Origin of the sequence: Paenarthrobacter nicotinovorans, from assembly GCF_021919345.1 — a bacterium.
GTDB lineage: Bacteria > Actinomycetota > Actinomycetes > Actinomycetales > Micrococcaceae > Arthrobacter > Arthrobacter nicotinovorans.
The window spans coordinates 1,869,879-1,891,135 of record NZ_CP089293.1 but is presented as its reverse complement, the minus strand read 5'-3'; the positions used below and the strand labels follow the sequence as shown (position 1 = coordinate 1,891,135).

Sequence of the window (21,257 nt, the reverse complement as noted above, 5' to 3'; positions counted from 1 at the left end):
CATCCGGAACCTGTCCGGATCGCGGGATGCTGAATCCAAGACGGCCGCCTGCTTTCGATGCAGGCTCAATTCCACCACCGCATCCCCCTGAAATTGGAGTATCCCTATGAGTACCGCTACCACTACACGGTTTGGACGGTTTGCTGATCGGTTGCGGGATATTGGTCCGTCGCCGATCAGGGCCATTTTTGATAAGGCTGCGGCGCTGGACGCTGCGGGTGAGAAGGTGTACCACTTCGAGATCGGGCGCCCGGATTTCGATACCCCGCAGGTAGTCAAGGACGCTGCGGCTGCGTCGTTGGACCGCGGGGAGGTCCACTACGGCCCGAACGCGGGAACGCTGGATCTGCGTGAGGCGATCAGTGCGTATCTGCAAGAGCGCCGCGGGACCACCTATGACCCGGGCACCGAAGTGCTCATCACGATCGGCGCGAACGAAGCGGTGTTCTTGGCCTTGATGGCTTTCTGCGGGCCCGGTGACGAAGTGATCTTCCCCGTACCGGCCTGGGCCCACTACGAGTCCTGCATCCGCCTGGCCGGGGCGACCCCGGTGCCTGTCCGGTTGGACGCTACCGATGACTACCGCCTTGATATCGACGCGATCGCCGCCGCGATCACCCCCGCGACACGTATGGTGATCCTCTGCACCCCGAATAATCCCACCGGGGGTGTCGCCACTGCTGAGGACATCGAAAAGCTGGCCACCGTTTTGGAACCGACCGACGCGCTGCTGATGTCCGATGAAATCTACGCCGACCTCGTCTATGACGAGATCCAGCACCAATCCCCGGCGGCGGTAGGAAACCTCCGCGAACGGACTCTGGTCGTAGGCGGCTTCGCCAAAGCCTTCGCCATGGACGGCTGGCGCCTCGGCTGGCTCGCCGGCCCCAAAGAACTCATCACACCGGCACTGAGGGTGCGCCAGTACACCACCGTCTGCGCCCCCACCTTCCTCCAACCCGGCGCTGCAGCAGCCCTCCGCCACGCGGGTCCCGACGCAGAGTCGATGCGCGCCGAATTCCAGGAACGACGCAAAGCCGGCCTGAAGATCCTCACCGGCATTCCAGGCGTCACCGTCAGCCAGCCCGACGGCGCGTTCTACTTCTACCTCACCTACACACCCGAGACCGCCGAACCAGCCGAACAACTGGCGCTACGGCTCCTCGATGAACAACGCGTCGCCGTCGTGCCAGGGACCGCGTTCGACCCCGACGGCGGAACCCACTCCATCCGCATCTCATACGCCTGCCACATCGATGACCTCACCGAAGGCCTGCGACGCATCGTCCAGACCCTGACCACACCACACCCCAAGGGAGCCTGACCACCCATGACTACCACCATTACCCAGGACCGCCACACCGAAGTGGTGGACGCGATCGTGGGCCTGGCCCCCGACGGCGTCGCCTACGTGCCCTCCGCGTCCATCGCCCCGATCATCAACGGCGTCCTCACCGCCCAGACCAACGGGGACCTGCCCCTGGTCTACCCCGTCTCCCGCGAAGAAGAAGCCATCGGTGTTGTTGGCGCCTACCCGTTCGCCGGGAAATTCGGGGTCATCATCATGCAGGACAACGGCTTCGGCAACGCCCTGACCGCCCTGACAACGTTCGCCGTGTCCTACCACCTGCCGTTGCTCATCGTCGCGAACACCCGCGGCGGGCTCGGCGAGTACAACTCCATGATCCACACCATCTCCGCACCCGTCCCCGCGTTGCTGGCCTCCACGAACATCCCCGTCTTCCAGGTCGACCGACGCAACACCGCCCAGGACTGGGGCGCGACCGTCGCCGAAGCCGGCAACCACGCCCGCATGACCTACCGACCCGTCGTGGTCCTCATGGAATTCTTCGACCCCAAAGACGCAAAGGCAAAAGCATGAAACGCATCGAAGCCCTCCAAGCCATCGTTGACACCACCCCGGACGTTCCCGTGATCGCAACCTGCGCCGCGACCTCCCGCGAACTGGCCTCCATCGCCGACCGACCCAACCACCTCTACCTCCTGGACGCCATGGGCCTGGCCATCTCCGTCGGAACCGGCATCGCCCAAGCCATCAAAAACACCCCCATCACCCGCACCGTGGTCATCGAAGGCGACGGCTCCCTCCTCATGAACCCCGGCTCAGCAATCACCGCCGGCTACCTCGCCCCCGAAAACCTCGTCATCATCCTGCTCGATAACGGCGTCTACGCCTCCACCGCCTCCATCCCAACCCAAGCCGTCACCATCGACCTCGGACGCTTCGCCGAATCCGTCGACCTGAAAGTCCTCCGCGCCGACAACCCCGAAGAACTCACCCTCGCCCTGAAACAAACCCTCACCCAAGACGGGCCCTGGTTCATCCACACCCGCACCGAACCCGGCAACGAACCCGGCACCAAACTCCTCCTCATCGACCCCGTCACCCACGGCAACCGCTTCCAAAACTGGCTCACCCCACGTTTGGCCGAAGCGTCCTAACCACACCCCCCTCCTTCCTGCCGGGCCCCAACGGGCCCGGCAGGAACCCAACCTGCTGAAAGCACGAGAACTTCAATGGAAAACACCACCACTGCCCCCGCTCCCCCACTTGGATTCCCGGAGAACCTCATGCCCATCGGCGGGGCCTGGATCCCCTCGAGCAACAACGCAAACCTCACCGTCGCCAACCCGGCCACCGGAGAACCCATCGCGGAAGTTCCCTCTGCAACAGTTCACGACGGTCTCGCGGCAGTCGATGCCGCCGCCACCGCACAACCAGCCTGGGCCGCCACCCCTGCCCGGGAACGTGCCGACATCCTCTTCCGCACCTACGAAGGAATCCTGGCCCGCCGCGACGAGTTCGCGGCACTGATCACCGCAGAAATGGGCAAGCCCCTCCCGGAAGCCCAAACCGAAGTCGACTACGGCGCCGGTTTCTTCCGCTGGTTCGCCGAATCCGCCGGCCGGATACACACCGAAGGCCAATACGGCGTCGAACCCGGCGGCAACTACCAGATCGCCGTCTCCAAACGCCCCGTCGGCCCTTCCCTGCTCATCACGCCCTGGAACTTCCCGCTCGCGATGGGCGCACGGAAGATCGCCCCGGCCCTCGCCGCAGGATGCACCACCATCCTGAAGCCCGCAGAGCTGACCCCTTTGACTTCGCTATTACTGGCGCGGGTTCTCGAAGAAGCAGGCGCCCCCGCCGGTGTTGTCAACGTCATCACCACCAACAACTCCCGCGACGTTATCGCCGCCATCATGAAGGACTCACGAGTCCGCAAGATCTCCTTCACCGGCTCCACACAGGTCGGGCGTGCGCTCTTGGCCCAAGCAGCCGAAAACGTCATGAACACCTCCATGGAACTCGGCGGCAACGCACCCCTGATCGTGTTCGACGACGCCGACCTTGACCAAGCTGTCGAGGGCGCCATGCTCGCCAAACTCCGCAACGGAGGCCAATCCTGCGTCGGCGCCAACCGCATCTACGTCCAAAACAACATCGCCGCCGAATTCACCGCCCGCTTCACCGAACGCATGGCTGCTGCTCGTCTCGGCGACGGCGCACACCCCGACACGGACCTGGGACCTCTCGTGGACGCCAAACAAGTAAAGACGGTGGCTGCCCTAGTAACGGACGCCGTCGCCAAGGGTGCCGTTTGCCTCACGGGTGGAACTATTCCCCAGGGCCCTGGTTCTTACTACCCGGCCACGGTCCTGACCAACATCCCCACCAACGCAGAGATCCGCACCGAGGAAATCTTCGGTCCCGTCGCAGCTATCTACACCTTCGACACCGAAAACGAAGCAATCCATGAGGCCAACAACACCCCCTACGGACTAGCCTCCTACATCTTCACCGAAAACCTCTCCCGCGCACTACGCGTCGCAAACGCCATCGACGCAGGCATGACCGGCATCAACCGCGGACTCATCTCCAACCCCGCAGCCCCCTTCGGCGGAACCAACCAATCCGGACTCCACCGCGAAGGCGGAACCGAAGGCCTCAACGCCTACCAAGAAACCAAATACACCGGCATCCAACTCTAAAACCACCACCACGCGACCGAGCCGCACCGTTGTGGCTCAAGGTCCCGGCAGGGATTGCGAACCGACCCTAAAAATTGACACCAAGCGCCGGTGAGCCCGCTTGTGGAGAACGCGCACCCTCAGCCAAAAGGAGTCCTGTCCAGTGAAAGCTATTGGATTTAGTAAGTTCGGAGGGCCTGAAGTCCTGCATGTATTCGACCGTCCAGAGCAGCACGCCGGGCCAGGAGAGGTCCGCATCCGTGTGCGGGCAGCCACGGTCAACCCCGCAGACACAATGGCCCGCACCGGCATGAGTCAGCAAGCCATGACAGCTTTGGAACGGCCCTACGTCGTCGGCATGGAGGCGGCTGGAACGATAGACGAGGTTGGCGAAGGAGTATCCCTATGGGTTGGCGAGGATGTCACAGCGATCGTCCTCCCGTTCGGCCCCCGTGGAGGCGCTTATGCAGAGCACGTTATCGTGAGGGCCACCCACGTATTTCCAACACCGAAGGGGATGGATAGCCTCGCCGCCGCAACTCTCCCGATGAATGGACTGACTGCTGTCATGGCCTTGGACACCTTGGCACTCTCGAAGGGCGCGATAATTGCGGTGACCGGTGCAGCTGGGGCACTCGGTGGATACGTCATTCAGCTCGCGCGGGCTGCAGGGCTACAAGTTATTGCAGATGCTTCAGAAGCTGACGAAGCACTAGTACGAGGTTTGGGAGCGCACCATGTTGTCCGGCGCGGGGTGGACGTCGCAGGACGTATCCGAGATCTTCAACCGGCCGGCGTGGCCGGATTGGTGGACGCCTCCGTGCAGAACGTTGAAGTCACTCCTGACATTGCCGACGGCGGAACAATGGTCATCGTCCGGGCGTGGAGCGGAGACCCCGGGCGCGGAATCCGGAAGGAACACGTCTCTGTCAGCCAGGGCGCTGGCCGGGTGGACCTCTTGGCGAAACTGAGGCAAAGCATCGAGAAAGGCGTTCTTACCCCGCGGGTGGCCAGAAGTTACCCGGCCGAGGAAGCAGCCGCGGCACATCGCGCGATGGAGGCGGGCGGCGTTCGAGGCCGTCTGGTTCTAACCTTCTAACGCTTGCCATCTGGTGCTTCGAGCTCCTAAGTGTCCGGTCCTTATGCTGGGTTCGGCCCCACGTGCAGCACAGCCGTATGCCGACTGAAAGGCTAGCGGGCAGCCTCGCCCGGCACCCTAATTTTCTTCGCTCAGGCAACGCCCCAGAACAGCCATAGATGCTTTTGAAGATCGTAAATACACCCGCAGGAGACACGGTGACCGTCACAACCGAAAACCCCATCCGCTCAAGGGCACCGATAGCACCGCTCGCTGTCGCAATGCTGGGGTTCTTCGTCATCTCGTTGGACGCGCAGATTGTTAACGTAGCGCTACCCGACATCCGAATCAGCTTTGGTGGCGGCCTAGCTGGACTTCAATGGGTCGTGACAAGTTACCTGATCACTTTTTCTGCGCTTCAACTGTTCAGCGGGACGCTCTCAGATGGCATGGGAGCTCGGCGCACGTTCGGGATCGGCTTGGCCATTTTCATCGTCGCCTCAATGGCCTGCGCCCTTGCGCCATCACTGATTCTCCTAGTCGCTGGGAGAATTCTGCAAGGGGTGGGTGCCGCGATGATGACCCCGAGCTCGCTTGGGTTGATTCGGGAGTCCTTCCCAGAGGCCACGGAGCGAGGAAAGGCGATCGTCAGGTGTGCGTTGGGAGGCTCGATCGCTACCGCGGCTGGCCCGATCGTAGGCGGCGCTCTTACTCAATTGGACTGGCGCCTCATCTTCCTCATCAACATTCCAGTCGGTGCTGTTGCCCTCTTACTTTTGACTAAGGTCCCGAGGTCTGCAGTGCAGCCGCGACCCTTTGATTGGACAGGACAGATAACAGTCATGCTGGGACTCGGCGGACTGACCTTTGGAATCATCGAAGGAGCTGAGCACGGTTACGAAAGTGCCCAGGTCCTCGGGTCCTTTGCCCTCGGAATTGTTGGTTGTGTCGTATTCGTATTCTCGCAAGTTCGGGGACGGCACCCAATGATTCAGCTGAGTCTCTTCAGCTCGTCCGCCTCAGTTCTAGGGCTAAGTGTTGCGTTTGTGAATATGGCCGCCTTCTGCGGGGTCGTCTTCCTTCAAAGCCTCTACTTCCAGCAGTACCGAGCTCTCGACCCCCTGACCACGGGGTTGCTTTTCCTTCCCATGAGCTTGCTTGTCGTCCTCCTCAATCCGTTGGTTGCGCTTGCCATGGAACGATTCGGCAAACTGCGGACCATAGTTGGCGGTCAAGTCAGCGTAGCCACCGGACTTGTGGCCCTCAGCCTGCTACCGCAAGACACACCAATCGTCATCGTGGCGCTGGTGATGGTTCCGATTGGTGTTGGTGGGTCGTTTACTGTTCCACCGCTTACAACCCTCATTGTGGACCGCGTTCCAGCCCAACGCGCGGGAACCGCCGGAGGAGTCCTCAATTCAGCACGGCAGCTAGGCGGCGCCTTGGGCGTCGCGACTTTTGGTGCCACACTCACCCTGCAGCCGGATTTTTTGACTGGACTGGTTCTCAACTTCCGACTCGCCGCAGCCCTCGTCGTCCTCGCCGCACTCTTGCTATTGCTGCTGAGCGGCCCTTCGGACCGACGCGCCATCTGAGCCAGGCAATGTGCTTCAGGAGCGAGTAAACCTAAGCTCCAGATCCAACGAACTGCGACTCCCATCAGGCTAGTCGTGTCTAACTTCACCGATATTTGTTGATAGCGGATTACAAGCCGAGAAAGTGGCTGGTTGAATTTTCGTGTGCCATATGTAGGGAGTTAGGTCCTGGCGGCGAACTGGACTTTATACGCTACTGGGCGGTGGCCACAGAAGTCGCCCAGTGGTCCCTGAACGACGTCAACGAGCAGTGGCCGAGGCTGCCTAAGTTGAACTTAGCAGTCATTGCCTACCTCTCGGCTGTAGCAAAAAGGAACGGCATCCCGCTGCGGCCAAGGGCGACATATGCACGCCCTACCGGCAAAGCGATCGTCTTGGACATGCTCAACCGACGATGGCGTGAACTGCGATGTGCCGGAGGGCACCGCTGGGGCAGCGGTCATCTGCGTCCGGCGCGCGCCCCATTCAGTCGCGTCACGGCGACAGCTCGGATGCGACTACAATCCTGAAGGCACTCGATCGAACGTGGCGACTGAACTCTCACGTCGAGGGTGAACCTCCAGGGTGCGTTTGCGAATCGGCGTCATGTCGCTATGACCACCCACATGCATGAGTAGATGTAGGCGCAATGAGGGAAGTTCTCTTGGCCGCAGCAGGCGCAATAAAGAGGATTTAAGTATGGACGATGTACACACCTCCTTTGGCCTGACAAAGAAGTCACCATCCACGTCTCCTCGTTTCAGGAACAAATCGAAGTCAGGATCGTTAGTGCAAGTTCCCAAAGTCATGTCGTGCGCAGCATCCCTACCCATGAAGAGGTGTACGCCAACCACGACCTACCGAACGAACCAGGAAAGGACCGTATAACCCCAGTTCAGAGCAGGCGGAGGGCCCACCGGCCACGACCCTGAACCCGCTCCCCCACAACTGCATAGGCGACCCGCGGCGCCAGGCACACCCCGCGGCCAGTGTCAGAGGAACCTGACCACCCAGAATGTACACACGTTAAAGCAAAAACCCCCTCTGACGAGGGGGTATGCCGTGCCCGAGGTGGGACTCGAACCCACACACCTTTCGATACCGCATTTTGAGTGCGGCGCGTCTGCCAATTCCGCCACTCGGGCCCGGAATACTGGGAGTTCAGCTGCTCTCATTCCTGTGAGCAACGCGATCCTTTCCCAGCACGCGAAACTACTCTACATGCAGATAGGCTGATTCAAAGAACCGGACGCGCTGATGCAACAAAACCTGCCATCAAAGAGTCCACACTAAGATGGACATGAACCCGCCGAACCTTTTCAAGGAGATCCCGTGACCGAACAGACGGAGTCCACGTCTACAGCCCAGCCGGCCCGACGCGTTGTCGTAGCCGAGGATGAAACACTCATCCGCTTGGACATTATCGAGATCCTGAAGGGCGAAGGGTATGACGTCATAGGCGAGGCGGACAACGGCGAGAAGGCCGTGCAGCTGGCCGAGGAACTCAAGCCCGACCTTGTCCTCATGGATGTGAAGATGCCCGTCATGGATGGCATCTCGGCAGCCGAGAAGATCGTCAAGGCCCGCATTGCTCCCGTCGTCCTGCTGACCGCGTTCAGCCAGAAGGAATTGGTGGAGCGCGCCCGCGACGCCGGTGCCATGGCTTACGTCGTCAAGCCGTTCTCCCCCGCGGACCTGATCCCGGCCATTGAGATCGCCCTCTCGCGCCACGAGGAAATCAAGGCCCTGGAAAACGAGGTGTCCGACCTCCAGGAGCAGTTCGCCACGCGCAAGCTTGTAGAGCGCGCCAAGAGCCTCCTGACCACCAAGATGGGCCTGACGGAACCGGAAGCTTTCCGCTGGATCCAGAAGACCTCCATGGACCGCCGCCTCAGCATGCGTGAGGTTGCCGAGACCATCATCAACCAGGTCAACTAACTAAACGCAACGCACTACGGCGGCCGCGTACCTCGCATGAGGTGCGCGGCCGCCGTCGTACTCACCACGAATTAAAGAAACCCAAGACAAAACACAGCCGGCCCCGCCAAATGGCGGGGCCGGCTGTGTCAAAGCTGAGGCTTAGTTCTTGGCCTTGGACTTCTTTTCGGGCCAAGGACCAACAGGTTCCTTACGCGAACCGTCGTCGGTCTTGGATGTGTCGGCGAGGTCGCCTACCTTGTGGACCTTCAGCGAGTTCGTGGAACCGGCCTGTCCTGGAGGGGAACCGGCTGCGATGACAACTAGGTCGCCTTCGTCCACGAGATCCATTTCCAACAGGCTCTTGTCCACCTGCGCCGTCATCTCGTCGGTGTGGCCCACGGAGGGAACCAGTACCGGCTGGATGCCCCAGGTGAGGGCCAGCTGGTTCCAGACGTGCTCCACCGGCGTGAACGCGAAGACCGGCTTGACCGGGCGGAGGCGCGAAAGACGGCGTGCCGAGTCACCGGACTGGGTGAAAGTACAGATGTACTTTGCATCCAGCTGGTCGGCGATTTCGACGGCGGCACGGGTGATGGCGCCACCGCGGGTCTTGGGCTTGGTACCCAGCGGGGGTACGCGCTCAAGACCGTGGACTTCGGTGGACTCGATGATCCGTGCCATGACCTTGACGGTCTCGATGGGGTACTGGCCCACGGAGGTTTCGCCGGAGAGCATGACCGCGTCGGCGCCGTCGAGGACTGCGTTGGCGCAGTCGGAGGCTTCGGCGCGGGTCGGGCGCGGGTTGTCGATCATGGATTCGAGGACCTGGGTGGCCACGATGACCGGCTTGGCCCAGCGGCGTGCCAGTTCGATGGCACGCTTCTGGACGATCGGCACCTCTTCGAGCGGAAGTTCGACGCCGAGGTCGCCACGGGCAACCATGATGGCGTCGAACGCGTCGATGATTTCGTGGAGCTGCTCCACGGCCTGCGGCTTTTCGATCTTGGCGATTACCGGCACGCGACGGCCTTCTTCGTCCATGATCTCGTGGACGCGCTTGATGTCGGAGGCATCACGCACGAACGAGAGGGCGATGAGGTCAGCACCGCGCTTGAGGGCCCAACGGAGGTCGTCCTCGTCCTTTTCGCTCAACGCCGGAACGTTGACGGCAACACCGGGAAGGTTGATGCCCTTGTTGTTGGACACCTTGCCGCCGACGGTGACCGTGGCGACAACCTTGACGTCGTCAACTTCGATGGCGCGCAGCGCCACCTTGCCGTCGTCGATCAACAGTGCGTCGCCGACGTTGACGTCCTCGGTGAGGCTCTTGAGCGTGGTGGAGCAGATGTCCTTGGTGCCGGGAACGTCTTCAGTGGTGATGGTGAAGGTGTCGCCGACAGCCAGCTCGTGCGGGCCGTCAACAAAACGTCCAAGGCGGATCTTGGGTCCCTGGAGGTCGGCCATGATGGCCACGGGCTTGCCCAACTGGGCCGCAGCCTTGCGGACGTTCTCGTAGGTGTTGTCGTGCACGGAGTAGTCGCCGTGGCTCATGTTCATGCGAGCAACGTCGACGCCGGCCTCCAGCACCGCGAGGGTGTTGTCGAAGCTGGAGATAGCCGGGCCGAAAGTTGCCACAATTTTCGCGCGTCTCATATACCTACCCTAAGTAGTTCATGCTGATTGAGTAAAAGATCAGTTCCTGCCGGCGCTATAAGACCGCTATCGCCCGGTCGGTGGGGGCGACCGGTGCCGGGAGAATGGTGCTTCCCATCAGGAACCTGTCCACTGCGGCCGCGCACGCACGGCCTTCCGCAATGGCCCACACAATCAGTGACTGGCCACGTCCGGCATCGCCGGCAACAAATACTCCCTCGGTATTTGTCATGTAGTAGCCGTCGCGGGCTACGTTGCCCCGACCGTCGAATTCTGCACTGACCTGCTCGGTGATACCTGCCGGCTCAGCACCGGTAAAGCCGAGGCTCAGGAACACCAGGTCAGCCGGAATAATCCGCTCCGTGCCTGCCTTGGGCAGTCGCTTGCCGTCCACGAACTCGGTTTCGGCAACCTTGACGCCGGTGAGCTTGCCATTTTCACCAACGAACTCAACGGTGGACGCAAGGTACGTACGCTCGCCGCCTTCTTCGTGGGCGCTGGCCATCTCGAACAAGGTGGGGAACGTCGGCCACGGCTGGTGGGCTGCGCGTTCCGACGGCGGCTGCTTGCCGATCGCCAGCGTCGTCACCGACGCTGCCTGGTGGCGGTGGGCGGTTCCGATGCAGTCAGCACCGGTATCGCCACCACCGAGGATGACAACGTGCTTGCCGCGGGCGTCGATGTGGTTCTCCGGGGTCTCCCCCGCCACTACGCGGTTAGCCGGCACGAGGTAATCCATGGCGAAGTGCACGCCTTCAAGGTCGCGGCCCGGGATCGGCAGGTCGCGCGGGACGGTAGCCCCGGTGGCGACAACGACGGCGTCGTAACGGCGGCGCAGCTGCTCCCACGTGACATCCGTTCCGACGGCGACGCCGGTCCGGAAGCGTGTGCCTTCGGCCTTCATCTGCTCGAGGCGACGGTCGACCTGTTCCTTCTCCATTTTGAAGTCGGGGATGCCGTACCGGAGCAGGCCACCGATCTTGTCGTCGCGTTCGTACACGGCAACGGTGTGGCCTACACGCGTCAGCTGCTGCGCCACGGCCAGGCCGGCGGGGCCGGAACCGACGACGGCGACCGTCTTGCCGGTGAGGCGCGTCGGCGGAAGGGGCTGGACCCAGTCGTTGTCGAACGCCTGGTCGATGATGGAAACCTCGACCTGCTTGATGGTCACGGCAGGCTGGTTGATGCCCAGCACACAGGACGCTTCACAGGGTGCAGGACACAGCCGGCCGGTGAACTCCGGGAAGTTGTTCGTGGCGTGAAGGCGCTCAATCGCTTCCTCACCCTTATCCCGCCAAACGAGGTCGTTCCATTCCGGAATCAGGTTGCCCAGCGGGCAGCCCTGGTGGCAGAAGGGAACACCGCAGTCCATGCAGCGCCCGGCCTGGCTCTTCAGGACGCCCTTCTCCTGGGCTTCGTACACTTCTTTCCAGTCCATGATGCGGACGGGAACGGGACGGCGTGGCTGCGTCTCGCGCTGCCGGACTTTCAGAAATCCGCGTGGATCAGCCACCGGTTACCTCCAGGATTCGAGACCATACTTCTTCGCCATCAGGGTCCAGGCCCTCTTCGATGGCGTCGAGACGGGTTTGCAGGACTGCGGCGTAATCGCGCGGCAGTACTTTGGTGATGCGGGCGGCAGTGTCGTCGAAGTTTTCGAGCAGACGGCCGGCCAGGACGGATTCGGTTTCCTCAACGTGCTTGGTGAGCAGGCCGTGGACAATGTCACGATCCTCAGCGTCGAGCTCCAGGAGCTGGAGTTCACCCGTGTCCAGGGCGAGCTTGTTGACGCGCTCAGGCTGCAGGTCCAGCACGTAGGCGGTACCACCGGACATGCCGGCGCCGAAGTTGCGGCCGGTACGGCCGATGATCAGCGTCTGGCCACCGGTCATGTATTCACAACCGTGGTCGCCAATGCCTTCGACGACGGCGGTGGCACCGGAGTTGCGGACCAGGAACCGTTCGCCGACCTGGCCGCGCAGGAACATCTCGCCGCTGGTCGCACCGTAGCCGATGACGTTGCCGGCGATGACGTTTCGTTCCGCCTGGAAGACGTTGGTACGGTCCGGGCGGACGATGATGCGCCCACCGGAAAGTCCCTTGCCCACGTAGTCGTTGGAGTCTCCGAACATGCGCAGCGTGATGCCGGCAGGCAGGAAAGCGCCCAGAGACTGGCCCGCGGTGCCATTGAGCGTGATGTCGATGGTGTCCGTCGCCAGTACATCGGTACCGAACGTCTTGGTCACCACGTGGCCGAGCATCGTGCCCACGGAACGGTCCGTGTTGATGACGTCCAAGGTGATCTTGACAGGCATGCGGTCGCTGAGAGCTTCCTGGGCCATGGTGATCAGACGCTGGTCGAAGTGCTTGTCCAGCTCGTGGTTCTGGCCGGTCATGTTGCGCAGCGGCACGTCGTCGTCGAACTCGAGACCGTGCAGGATCGGGTCCAGGTCCAGGCCTTCGGCCTTCCAGTGGTCGATTGCCTCGCGGGTGTCCAGCATCTCGGCGTGGCCAATGGCCTCTTCGAGGCTGCGGAAGCCAAGCCCGGCAAGGATTTCACGGACTTCTTCAGCGAGGAACTCAAAGAAGTTGACCACGAACTCGGGCTTGCCATTGAACCGGGACCGAAGTTCAGGGTTCTGCGTGGCAACACCCACCGGGCAGGTGTCCAGGTGGCAGACACGCATCATGATGCAGCCGGACACCACCAGCGGAGCAGTCGCGAAACCATACTCCTCGCCACCTAGCAGGGCAGCAATGACGACGTCGCGGCCGGTCTTGAGCTGACCGTCCACCTGTACAACCACGCGGTCGCGGAGGCCGTTGAGCATGAGGGTCTGCTGTGTCTCGGCCAGGCCGAGTTCCCACGGCACGCCCGCGTGCTTGAGCGAGTTCAGCGGCGAGGCGCCGGTACCGCCGTCGTGACCTGAAACAAGCACGACGTCGGCCTTGGCCTTCGTGACGCCGGAGGCCACAGTACCGATCCCGACTTCCGAAACCAGCTTCACGTGCACCCGGGCCGAAGGGTTGGCGCGCTTGGCATCGTAGATGAGCTGCGCGAGGTCTTCGATCGAGTAGATGTCGTGGTGCGGGGGCGGGGAAATCAGCCCGACGCCGGGAGTGGAGTGACGGGTCCGGGCTACCCAGGGGTAGACCTTCTGCGCCATCAACTGTCCACCTTCGCCGGGCTTGGCGCCCTGTGCCATCTTAATCTGGATGTCGTCGGCGTTGGTGAGGTAGAGGCTGGTGACACCGAATCGGCCTGAAGCGATCTGCTTGATGGCAGAACGTCGTTCCGGATCCAGCAGGCGGTCCACGTCCTCGCCGCCTTCGCCCGTGTTGGACTTGGCGCCCAGACGGTTCATGGCGATGGCCAGTGTCTCGTGCGCTTCCTTGGAGATGGAGCCGTAGCTCATCGCACCAGTGGAGAAACGCTTCACGATGCTGGAAACGGACTCCACTTCTTCCAGCGGCACAGGCGGACGGACGCCGTCCTTGAACTTGAGGAGCCCACGCAGGGTCATCAGGTTCTCGGACTGGTCGTCAACGCCCTTGGTGTAGGACTTGAAGATGTCGTAGCGGCGTTCGCGGGTAGCGTGCTGCAGGCGGAACACTGTCTCCGGGTTGAAGAGGTGCGGTTCGCCGTCGCGGCGCCACTGGTACTCGCCGCCGCCGAGCAGCGGCTGGTGCGGGTGCTCGATGCCACCTTCGGGGTACGCCATCTGGTGGCGTGCCGAAACCTCCGCGGCGATGACATCCAGGCCAACGCCACCGAGCTGGGAGTGTGTGCCGGAGAAGAATTCGTCCACGAGTTCCTGGGACAAGCCCAGCGCTTCGAAGGTCTGGGCACCCGTGTAGGAAGCCACAGTGGAGATGCCCATCTTGGACATGATCTTCAGGACACCCTTGCCCAGGCCCTTGATGAGGTTGTAGACGCCGTCTTCCGGGGTCACGCCCGTCACGTCACCGTTGGAGATCAGCTGTTCCACCGATTCCATGGCCAAGTACGGGTTGACAGCGGAGGCACCGTAACCGATGAGCACGGCAACGTGGTGCGTCTCGCGGACGTCACCGGCTTCGACCACCAGGGCGGTCTTGGTGCGGTTGGCGCTGCGAAGCAGGTGGTGGTGGACCGCGCTGACCAGCAGGAGCGAGGGGATCGGTGCCCACTGGGCGTTCGAGTCGCGGTCGGACAGCACCACGTACTGGACGCCACGGTTGATGGCACCGGATACCTGCTCGCAGATCTCCGTCAGGCGGGCACGGAGAGCCGCTTCCCCACCCTCGGGGCGGTAAAGTCCGCGGACCTTCATGGCGATGCGGTCGCCGTCGGGGCTTTCAATGTTCGCGATCTTGGCGAGCTGGTCGTTATTGATCACGGGGAACGGCAGCGAGATCTGCGGTTGGCGGACTTGCTTGCCGTCCAGGAGGTTGCCGTTGGGACCGATGGCGCACTTCAGGGAAGTCACCAATTCTTCGCGGATGGCATCCAGCGGCGGGTTGGTGACCTGGGCGAAGGACTGCACAAAGTAGTCGAACAGCAGACGCGGACGCTTTGACAGCACAGCTACCGGAGTGTCCGAACCCATGGCGCCCAGGGGCTCGGCACCGGTGCGGGCCATCGGTCCAAGCAGGATCTTCAACTCTTCAGTGGTGTAGCCGAAGGTACGCTGGCGGATGTTCACCGATGCTGCCGTGTGGAGCACGTGCTCACGCTCGGGAAGCTCGTTGATGTCGATCAGGTTGTCCTTGAGCCACTCGGCCCAGGGGTTGGCAGCAGCTACCTCGGCCTTGACCTCGGCGTCGTCAATGATGCGGCCGGCTTCGGTGTCCACCAGGAACATCTTGCCGGGAGCAACGCGACCCTTCTTGACCACGTTGGAGGGCTCGACCTCGATAACGCCAACTTCGGAGGCGAAGATGATCAGGCCGTCTTCGGTGATCCAGTAGCGTCCCGGGCGCAGGCCGTTGCGGTCCAGCGTGGCGCCAACGAGGCTTCCGTCGGTGAAGGACACGGCAGCGGGACCATCCCACGGCTCCATGAGGAGGGAGTGGTACTCGTAGAAGGCACGGCGTGCCGGATCCATGGTGGCGTGGTTTTCCCACGCCTCCGGGATCATCATCATGATGGAGTGTGTGATGGGGCGCCCTGAGAGCCACAGCAGCTCGGCTACCTCGTCGAAGGAGGCGGAGTCAGAGGCACCCGGGGTGCAGATCGGGTACAGCTCTTCCGGGACCGAACCCAGCAAGGGGCTGGCCAGCTGCGACTGGCGGGCACGCATCCAGTTCCGGTTGCCCTTGACCGTGTTGATCTCACCGTTGTGCGCGATAGTGCGGAACGGCTGTGCCAGCGGCCAGGACGGGAACGTGTTGGTGGAGAAGCGCGAGTGGACAATGGCCAGCTTGGTCTTGAAGCGCTTGTCCGAAAGATCGGGGTAGAACGGCTCCAGCTGGGCCGTGGTCAGCATGCCCTTGTACACGATGGTGCGCGAGGACAGCGAGGGGAAGTACACGCCAAACTTGTTCTGGGCGCGCTTGCGGATCCGCCAGGCGCGGGAGTCCAGCTCGTTGTGCTCAAGCTGCTCACCGTTGGCAGAGGCGAAGAACGGCTGGGAGAAGTAGGGCATGCATGCCCGTGCCATGGCTCCCACGAGGTCCGCGACCACAGGAACCTCACGCCAGCCGAGGACTGTAAGGCCTTCGTCGGCGGCAAGTGCCTCGATGCCGGCTTTCGCTGTCGCAGCTTCGCGGGCTTCAGCCGGAAGGAACGCGGTACCCACCACGTACTGTCCGGGTGCCGGCAGTTCAAATTCGGTGACGGCGCGGAAGAACTCGTCGGGGACCTGCATCAGCAGGCCCGCTCCGTCGCCGGTTCCTTCGTCGGCGCCCACGGCGCCGCGGTGTTCGAGATTGCGGAGGGCGGTCAGTGCCGCTTCCACGATGTCGTATCCCGGTTCCCCGCGGAGCGTGGCAATGATAGCCAGGCCGCAGGCGTCCTTCTCCTTATCAGGGTTGTAAAGACCCTGGGCCTCCGGGAGCGCAGCAAAACGCTTGAACGGAGACATGGCACCCTGCGGTTCGATATTTTCGGACCAACCGGGGTTATGAAGATGGGTCATGGGAGACGTCCTTCCTCGAGATCGTGCGTATGGAAGGGACAACGTTGGCCCCACCTTGCCTGCCCTGTGACGGGCACAACAAAGCGCTAGTTATTGGAATTGTAGGCCAGTCGATCCAGCGCAACGAACAGTTACGCAGACCTCTGGCCCCGGCTTGACCAGTGAACATCGGTATGCTGCGATCCGGTTTCCGGGGTGCCACGACGCTGTGGACTGGGCCCTACGAGCGGTGACTCTGTTGCCCCTTTACCTTCGGCGACTACTTGGTGTCGTCAGCCCCAGGCGAGGATCCGGATGTTTTCCTGGCGGCGGTGGCATCAGATGACGGCTCCGTTGTGGACGTGGTGTCCTGGACGGTCTTCACTGATGCATCCCGCGGCCCGTCGACGTTGCCCGGATCACTTTGGTTATCTGGGAGATTATCACGCGAACCACTATCCGAGACAGGTGCGTCCACATCATGACTGGTGACGCTCGTCACCGTAGCGGGGTCCTTGATGGCCTCTTTTTCCGGCTCGCGCCCTGGCAGATAAGGAGTGTCCGGCACTGGTCGGCCGCGCCGGGCGAGCAGCAGGAAGATAACCAAGGCCGCGATGAAGACAAAGATGCTGGTCCACACGTTAAGCCGGGTCGTGATTCCGAAGAGGGTGATCTGCTCGGCGTCGTCGATGCGGAGGGCTTCGATCCATACGCGGCCCAGCGTGTAGTACATGGCGTAGAGCCAGAACAGCCGGCCCCACCGGAAGGCGAATTTCTTGTCCAGCACCAGGAGGAGCGCTACGCCGGCGAGGTTCCACAGCATCTCGTAGAGGAACGTCGGGTGGAAGAGGGTTCCGGCGGCCATGTCGGGCGGGAAGTTCGCGTTGGAAGGATCGATCTCCAGGCCCCATGGCAACGTGGTGGGCGCGCCGAAAAGTTCCTGGTTGAACCAGTTCCCCAGTCGTCCGATGGCCTGTGCAAGAAGCAGGCCAGGTGCAGCGGCGTCCAGGAAGGCCGTCAGCCGGACACCGGCACGGCGGCATCCGATCCATGCGCCCACGACGCCGAGGACCACCGCGCCCCAGATGCCCAGCCCGCCGCGCTGGATCTGGGGAATCAGCGAGAGGTCGCCTGTGCCGTCGAAGCCCGGGCCAAAGTAGGCATCGGGCGAAGAGAAGACGTGGTACAGGCGACCGCCGATAATTCCGAATGGAATCGCCCAAATGGCGATGTCCCACAGGCTGCCTTCGGGCGCGCCGCGCTGCTTCCACCGGGCAGACGTCAGCCAAAGGCCAACAATGATGCCCGCCAGGATGCACAAGGCGTAGGCGTGGATACGCAACGTCCCCCACGGCAGCGGAATGTCGAAACCGGACCAGGATGGGCTCGGGATACTCAAGGGGACCATTGCCGCTGCGTGGAGGACCGTCTGCATGCGCTTCGCTGTTTCCTTTTCTAGGCTTCTGCAGCTGCGCGGCCCAAGCCGGCGCTGAGGTTCTTGGTGAGTTGCCCGACGGCGTCCACCCCGCCATCGCGGAGGGCTGCCACCAGGGCGGTGCCTACAATGACACCGTCGGCATAGGCAGCAATTTCCCGTACATGGTCGGGACTGGAGACACCCAGGCCTACGCATACCCGATCCGCACCGGCTGCGTGGGCACGGGCCACCACCTCTTCGGCAGCGCTGCTGACGGAGGTGCGGGCTCCGGTGACACCCATGATCGAAACAGCGTAGACAAAACCGCGGCTGGCCTTGACCGTCATGTCCAGACGTTCAGGAGTGGACGACGGGGCCACGAGGAACACCCTGTCCAAGCCGTACCTGTCCGAGGCCTCGAACCATTCTGCAGCCTCATCGGGGACGAGGTCGGGAGTAATAAGACCTGCTCCCCCGGCTTCTGCCAGACGGCGCGAGAACTCGTCCACGCCCATGCGCATGACCGGGTTCCAGTACGTCATCACCAGGACGGCAGCATCCGTAACTGCGGTAATCCCTGCAACGACTTCGAAGACGTCGGCTACGCGGAAACCGTTCGAAATCGCTTCGGTAGTGGCCGCCTGGATGACAGGACCGTCCATCACGGGATCGGAGTACGGAATTCCGATCTCAATGAGATCGGCGCCGTTCCGGGCAAGCGCGATGCCAGCCTCGATACTTTCCTTGACCGTGGGGTAGCCGGCGGGCAGGTAACCCACCAAAGCGGCGCGGCCCTCGGCCCTGGCCTTGTCAATGGCCGCAGCTGACTTGCTGGCTGTTGATTCGTTCATCAGTTCTGGTCCTCGTTGTCATCCGCGGATGCTTCAGAGGCTCGCTCTGAAGGGCCCTTGGGCTTACGGGTGGACAGGGTGGTCCCCTTGACGTGCCCCTCGTCATCCAACATGTTGAACCATGCGGCGGCGGTTTCCACGTCCTTGTCGCCTCGCCCGGACAAGTTCACGATGATAGTGACTTCCGAGGGGTCTTCCTTGCCTTCCGTGAGGCGGTGGCCGATCTTGATGGCACCGGCCAGGGCATGCGAGGACTCGATGGCGGGGATGATGCCCTCTGTCCGGCAGAGCAGGCTGAAGGCGTCCATGGCTTCGGTGTCCGTGACTGCCTCGTAGGTGACCCGGCCGATGTCGGCGAGGTATGAGTGCTCGGGGCCAACGCTGGGGTAGTCAAGACCTGCAGAGATGGAGTGCGACTCGATGGTCTGGCCGTCTTCGTCCTGCATGAGGTAGGAACGGGCGCCGTGCAGCACACCCGGCCGGCCAAGGGAGATGGCCGCAGCGTGACGGCCGGTTTCCACACCCTCGCCACCGGCTTCAAAGCCGTAGATCTTCACGGAAGCATCATCGAGGAATGCGTGGAACAAGCCGATGGCGTTGGAACCGCCACCGATGCACGCACAGATGGCATCAGGAAGCTTGCCCGTCTGCTCCAGGATCTGGCTGCGCGCCTCTTCGCCGATGACCTCGTGGAAGTAGCGGACCATGGCCGGGAACGGGTGCGCTCCGGCGGCAGTACCCAGGAGGTAGTGCGTGTCCTCGACGTTGGAGACCCAATCGCGGAGGGCGTCGTTGATGGCGTCCTTGAGTGTCTGCGAACCGTTGGTCACGGGCACGACTGTGGCACCAAGAAGCTGCATGCGGGCGACGTTGAGTGCCTGGCGGCGGCAGTCTTCGGCACCCATGTAGACCACGCACTCAAGTCCCAGCAGCGCTGCAGCCGTGGCACTTGCGACGCCGTGCTGTCCGGCTCCGGTTTCGGCAATGACGCGGGTCTTGCCCATCCGCTTCGCCAGGAGCGCCTGGCCCAGGACGTTGTTGATCTTGTGGGAACCGGTGTGGTTGAGGTCCTCACGCTTGAGGAAGATGCGGGCGCCACCGGCATGCGCCGAGAAGCGCTTGGCCTCAGTCAACAGCGAAGGCCTGCCCGAGTAGTTCTTGTTGAGGTCCTTCAGCTCGGCGATGAAATCGGGGTCGGCCTTGGCTTTTTCGAAGGTGTCCTGGACTTCATCCAAGGCGGCAATGAGAGACTCCGGCATCCAGCGTCCGCCGTAGCTGCCGAAGTAGGGTCCCGATGCGTTGCGCAGCGAAGGGCCACCTTGCAGGAATGCGTCTGCCGCATTCTCTTCTGAGCCGGCTGTTGGCGCGTCGACCATCAGTCTCACCGTCCTGTTCCAGTTAGTTCTTTGGGTAGTTCCACGTGCCACAAGGCAGCCACGGGCTGGTGCCCGGGCTGCCTCATGACTGCTCGCCGTAATTCAGTAACTGCCTCAGTTCCTGACGGCGATGGCGGCAGCTCCTGCTGCCTTGAATTCGGTAATTCGTTCACGCGGGGTTGAATCGCTGACCAGCGCTTCGCCCACCAGGATGGCATTGGCGCCATTGGCTGCGTAATGCGCGACGTCGTCGGCACCCCTGACGCCAGACTCCGCGACCACGACTGCCCCGGCCGGAATCAAACCGGCCAGCGAACCGAAAACCGAGCGGTCGACGTCGAGCGTCTTCAAATTGCGCACGTTGATGCCGATGATCCTGGCGCCGGCCGCAACCGCCCGCTCGATCTCTTCTTCGGTATGGGTCTCCACGAGCACGCTCATGCCCAGTTCATGGCTCAAGGCACTGAACCGGACGAGTTCGGCGTCGGTCAGCGCTGCGACGATGAGCAGGATGAGGTCGGCACCGTGGGCACGGGCTTCCCAGATCTGGTACTCGTCAACTGTGAAGTCCTTGCGGAGCAACGGCGTTTCGACGGCGGCACGCACGGCATCGAGGTCGGCCAGCCAGCCGCCGAAGCGGCGCTGTTCGGTCAGGACGCTGATGACGGAGGCGCCGCCGTCCGCGTACTGCACTGCGAGCGATGCGGGGTCTGCGATGGAAGCGAGGTCGCCCTTCGACGGACTGCGGCGCTTGATCTCTGCGATGACTTTGAGGTCGTTGCGGTCGGATGCGGGTCCGCCCAGGGCCGCCCAGGCATCCCGTGCAGGTGCAGCACCGGCGACGCGGTCCTTTAGCTCCTCGAGGGACACTTGAGCCCGGCGGGCCTCCATGTCCTCCTTGACGCCAACGATGATGTCATCAAGAACGGTCACGATTAGTGGCCGTTGTTCTGCAGCTTGCTGCCGCCCACTCCGTAGCCCGCCTTGCGCATAACCAGGCCAACAATCAGGCCGATAACCATGACAACCAGGCCGCCGACGAAGATCGGGGTGCTGGCGATGACGAAAGCGATGGAGGAAATCAAGGCACCAACCAGCATGACAATCACGCAGGTCCAGGCAGCCGGGCTGTTTCCGTGACCGATGGCGTCAGCGTGGCTGGCCATGGTGGATTCAGTTTGGTTTGCGGACACTGTGGTTTTGCTCATGTGAAATCTCCTCAGGATGAATACTGCTTACATTCTGCCATTTATTGACGTCAGCCGGGGACATGGACCGACGTCCGGGGCAACGGTGG

At 62.5% G+C, this 21,257-nt stretch carries 15 protein-coding genes and 1 tRNA gene; 7 read left to right on the top strand and 9 right to left on the bottom strand.

Annotated features, from left to right (window positions below; all coding sequences use genetic code 11):
- The first annotated feature begins 106 nt into the window (after positions 1-106).
- The 6 genes from JMY29_RS08800 (at position 107) to JMY29_RS08775 (ending at position 6,666) form a co-directional block, all read left to right on the top strand.
- On the top strand, positions 107-1,324 hold the full coding sequence (locus tag JMY29_RS08800) for a pyridoxal phosphate-dependent aminotransferase (protein WP_055976479.1): 1,218 nt from the start codon (positions 107-109) through the stop codon (positions 1,322-1,324).
- Between the two features lie 6 nt (positions 1,325-1,330).
- Entirely contained in the window at positions 1,331-1,882 is a 552-nt protein-coding gene (locus JMY29_RS08795) for a thiamine pyrophosphate-binding protein (protein ID WP_189075698.1), read from the top strand.
- Positions 1,879-2,463, top strand: coding sequence for a thiamine pyrophosphate-dependent enzyme (locus JMY29_RS08790; protein WP_189075699.1), 585 nt, complete (start codon positions 1,879-1,881; stop codon positions 2,461-2,463). The genes JMY29_RS08795 and JMY29_RS08790 overlap by 4 nt, the downstream gene beginning before the upstream one ends.
- A gap of 75 nt (positions 2,464-2,538) precedes the next feature.
- Complete coding sequence (locus JMY29_RS08785) at positions 2,539-4,014, top strand: NAD-dependent succinate-semialdehyde dehydrogenase (RefSeq protein ID WP_209783721.1); 1,476 nt, start codon at positions 2,539-2,541, stop codon at positions 4,012-4,014.
- Positions 4,015-4,156: 142 nt separating this feature from the next.
- The gene (locus JMY29_RS08780) at positions 4,157-5,092 is read left to right on the top strand and encodes a quinone oxidoreductase family protein (RefSeq protein WP_189075700.1); all 936 of its coding nucleotides are present in this window, start codon (positions 4,157-4,159) and stop codon (positions 5,090-5,092) included.
- Between the two features lie 197 nt (positions 5,093-5,289).
- Positions 5,290-6,666, top strand: coding sequence for an MFS transporter (locus JMY29_RS08775; protein WP_055977455.1), 1,377 nt, complete (start codon positions 5,290-5,292; stop codon positions 6,664-6,666).
- A gap of 1,042 nt (positions 6,667-7,708) precedes the next feature.
- Here JMY29_RS08775 and JMY29_RS08770 read toward each other — a convergent pair.
- Positions 7,709-7,790, bottom strand: a tRNA-Leu gene (locus tag JMY29_RS08770).
- A 187-nt stretch (positions 7,791-7,977) separates the two neighbouring features.
- Between JMY29_RS08770 and JMY29_RS08765 the strand changes: the two genes are divergently transcribed.
- Complete coding sequence (locus tag JMY29_RS08765; protein WP_189075701.1) at positions 7,978-8,583, top strand: ANTAR domain-containing response regulator; 606 nt, start codon at positions 7,978-7,980, stop codon at positions 8,581-8,583.
- A gap of 141 nt (positions 8,584-8,724) precedes the next feature.
- Here JMY29_RS08765 and pyk read toward each other — a convergent pair whose 3' ends face one another.
- The 8 genes from pyk to JMY29_RS08725 form a co-directional block, all read right to left on the bottom strand.
- Positions 8,725-10,218, bottom strand: a complete 1,494-nt coding sequence (pyk, locus tag JMY29_RS08760; protein ID WP_035733916.1) for a pyruvate kinase — start codon at positions 10,216-10,218, stop codon at positions 8,725-8,727.
- Positions 10,219-10,273: 55 nt separating this feature from the next.
- Complete coding sequence (locus tag JMY29_RS08755) at positions 10,274-11,731, bottom strand: glutamate synthase subunit beta (protein WP_079581325.1); 1,458 nt, start codon at positions 11,729-11,731, stop codon at positions 10,274-10,276.
- Positions 11,724-16,337, bottom strand: coding sequence for a glutamate synthase large subunit (gltB, locus tag JMY29_RS08750; RefSeq protein ID WP_018778626.1), 4,614 nt, complete (start codon positions 16,335-16,337; stop codon positions 11,724-11,726). Before gltB ends, JMY29_RS08755 begins: the two co-directional genes overlap by 8 nt.
- 259 nt (positions 16,338-16,596) lie before the next feature.
- On the bottom strand, positions 16,597-17,751 hold the full coding sequence (lgt, locus tag JMY29_RS08745; RefSeq protein ID WP_189075702.1) for a prolipoprotein diacylglyceryl transferase: 1,155 nt from the start codon (positions 17,749-17,751) through the stop codon (positions 16,597-16,599).
- Between the two features lie 20 nt (positions 17,752-17,771).
- Complete coding sequence (trpA, locus tag JMY29_RS08740) at positions 17,772-18,584, bottom strand: tryptophan synthase subunit alpha (protein ID WP_018778628.1); 813 nt, start codon at positions 18,582-18,584, stop codon at positions 17,772-17,774.
- The gene (gene trpB / locus JMY29_RS08735; protein WP_039240824.1) at positions 18,584-19,960 is read right to left on the bottom strand and encodes a tryptophan synthase subunit beta; all 1,377 of its coding nucleotides are present in this window, start codon (positions 19,958-19,960) and stop codon (positions 18,584-18,586) included. The genes trpA and trpB overlap by 1 nt, the downstream gene beginning before the upstream one ends.
- A gap of 114 nt (positions 19,961-20,074) precedes the next feature.
- Positions 20,075-20,893 (bottom strand): indole-3-glycerol phosphate synthase TrpC, encoded by an 819-nt coding sequence (gene trpC / locus JMY29_RS08730; protein WP_189075703.1) that lies wholly within the window; start codon positions 20,891-20,893, stop codon positions 20,075-20,077.
- Between the two features lie 2 nt (positions 20,894-20,895).
- On the bottom strand, positions 20,896-21,168 hold the full coding sequence (locus tag JMY29_RS08725; protein WP_018778631.1) for an HGxxPAAW family protein: 273 nt from the start codon (positions 21,166-21,168) through the stop codon (positions 20,896-20,898).
- Positions 21,169-21,257 lie beyond the last annotated feature (89 nt).

Bases quoted from the DNA above. Each gene is read 5' to 3' on its own strand.
- pyk (WP_035733916.1), bottom strand. From the start codon at position 10,218: ATGAGACGCGCGAAAATTGTGGCAACTTTCGGCCCGGCTATCTCCAGC.
- trpA (WP_018778628.1), bottom strand. From the start codon at position 18,584: ATGAACGAATCAACAGCCAGCAAGTCAGCTGCGGCCATTGACAAGGCC.
- JMY29_RS08725 (WP_018778631.1), bottom strand. From the start codon at position 21,168: ATGAGCAAAACCACAGTGTCCGCAAACCAAACTGAATCCACCATGGCC.
- JMY29_RS08795 (WP_189075698.1), top strand. From the start codon at position 1,331: ATGACTACCACCATTACCCAGGACCGCCACACCGAAGTGGTGGACGCG.
- JMY29_RS08785 (WP_209783721.1), top strand. From the start codon at position 2,539: ATGGAAAACACCACCACTGCCCCCGCTCCCCCACTTGGATTCCCGGAG.
- trpB (WP_039240824.1), bottom strand. From the start codon at position 19,960: ATGGTCGACGCGCCAACAGCCGGCTCAGAAGAGAATGCGGCAGACGCA.
- lgt (WP_189075702.1), bottom strand. From the start codon at position 17,751: ATGCAGACGGTCCTCCACGCAGCGGCAATGGTCCCCTTGAGTATCCCG.
- gltB (WP_018778626.1), bottom strand. From the start codon at position 16,337: ATGACCCATCTTCATAACCCCGGTTGGTCCGAAAATATCGAACCGCAG.
- JMY29_RS08800 (WP_055976479.1), top strand. From the start codon at position 107: ATGAGTACCGCTACCACTACACGGTTTGGACGGTTTGCTGATCGGTTG.
- JMY29_RS08790 (WP_189075699.1), top strand. From the start codon at position 1,879: ATGAAACGCATCGAAGCCCTCCAAGCCATCGTTGACACCACCCCGGAC.